We start from the raw sequence: 604 nt of genomic DNA on the forward strand, positions 1-604 counted from the left end.
GAACAGACAACGCCCGGATCGCGACGGCCGAGTTCGCCGATCCGTCGCCGCATGCCGGAGGCGGCACCATAACCCGGTCCCAAACGCTGCTGTTCGCCGCCTCTGTCGGCATCATCGTCACCAATCTGTTCGCGCCGCAGACGCTGGTCGGGTTGATCGGCCCGTCGTTGGGCGCCGCGGCATCGGAGAGTGGGCTCGTCTCGATGGCCACGCTGCTCGGTTATGCGGCGGGACTGTTCCTCCTGGTGCCGCTGTCGGATCTCGTCGAAAACCGCGTGCTGGTGTTGCGCATGCTCGCTGTGGCCGCGCTCGCGGCGGCGGTCGCTTCGTTCGCGCCGGCCGCCGCCTCGCTGCTTGCCATGCTGTTCGTGCTCGGCGCTGCCTGTTCCTGCATCCAGGTGCTGGTGCCGGTCGCGGCCTCGATGGCGCCGCCCGGACAGGACGGACGCGTCATCGGCGACGTGATGAGCGGGCTGATGATCGGCATCCTCTTGTCGCGTCCGATTGCCAGCCTCGTCGCCGACGCCTTCGGCTGGCGCGCCTTCTACGGCATCAGCGCAGCGGCGCTGGCGCTGCTCGCCATCCTGCTCGGCCTGACGCCTGT

At 69.2% G+C, this 604-nt stretch carries 1 protein-coding gene; it reads left to right on the forward strand.

Annotation, left to right across the window (positions count from 1 at the left end):
- Positions 1 to 68: 68 nt before the first annotated feature.
- Positions 69 to 604, forward strand: a 536-nt coding sequence (locus EOD07_RS36705) for an MFS transporter (protein ID WP_245470643.1), incomplete at its 3' end; no start/stop codon positions are given.

The sequence above is a fragment of the Mesorhizobium sp. M2C.T.Ca.TU.002.02.1.1 genome, assembly GCF_003997225.1.